We start from the raw sequence: 1,048 nt of genomic DNA, 5'->3' as shown, positions 1-1,048 counted from the left end.
GTGGTGCTTGAGCATGGCGTTCATGATGGTGAGCAACTTGCGCATGCAGGCGGTGAGCGCGACCTTGGCGGGCTTGCCTTGGGCACGCAGGCGTTGATAGAACTCGCGCAGCACCGGATTGCATCGGATGCCTGCGACCGTGGCCATGTAGAGGATGCGACGCACCTGTGCGCGGCCACCCCAAATCACGCGCGCGCCGCGGTGAGTGCCGCTGTCGCGGTTGAAGGGCGCAAGGCCCACGAGTGCGGCGATCTGTCGACGCTTGAGCGAGCCCAGCTCCGGCAGCCAGGCCAGCATGGCAGCACGGGTGAGCGAGCCCACGCCGGGAATCTGCTTGAGCAGGTCGTCCTTGTCGCGCCAGGCGTTGGAGGTGCGCAGCGCGTGGGTCAGATCAATGTCCAGGCGGGCGATGCGCTCATCGAGCCAGGCGATGTGCTCACGCAGGCTGGTGCGCTGCACGCTGGAAGCGCGCGCCACACGAAGCTTTTCCTGCACCCGCATCTCGACGAGTTGGCGCCGGCGGGCCAGCAGATCACCCAGCGCGCGCGTGTCCTCGTCGGGCAGCGGGCGCACCTGCGGACGAATGGCTGCCGCGAACGCGGCCAGCACCATCGCGTCAATGCGATCGGTCTTGGCCAGGCGACCGCAGGCCTTGGCGTAGTCGCGCACCTGGCGGGGATTGACCACCGCCACGGGCAAGCCCGCCGCGGCCAGTGCGCTGGCCAGCCTGGTTTCCAGGCCGCCAGTGGCCTCCATGACGATGAGCGTGGGCGGCTCGGATCGCAGGCGATCGAGCAGTCCCGCAATGGCCTCGTCCGAGTAATCCAGGCGCTGCGTCTGAGCGCCCAGCCACGCGAGATCAAGCCAGTCCTTGGCCACATCAATGCCGACAAAGGATTCAGAGGTGTTCATTCCAGTACCCTGCCTTGCAAGAATCCGGGCTCCAATGGGCCCCATCAACTGTTCGGGCTACAAGAACGAGCGACTCGACGCCCCGCGCTAACGTGCGGGCTGGTGAGCCCAAGGCTTCAACGGGCTGTCGAGTCGT

At 66.8% G+C, this 1,048-nt stretch carries 1 protein-coding gene; it reads right to left on the bottom strand.

What is annotated here, in order from left to right; all coding sequences use genetic code 11:
* Positions 1 to 912 (bottom strand): IS110 family RNA-guided transposase (locus tag KAK03_RS24735; RefSeq protein ID WP_210857352.1); only part of this gene is annotated, 912 nt, incomplete at its 3' end.
* Positions 913 to 1,048 lie beyond the last annotated feature (136 nt).

The sequence above is a fragment of the Ideonella alba genome, assembly GCF_018069845.1.
GTDB lineage: Bacteria > Pseudomonadota > Gammaproteobacteria > Burkholderiales > Burkholderiaceae_C > Ideonella > Ideonella alba.
This window is presented reverse-complemented; position numbering and strand designations above follow the sequence as displayed.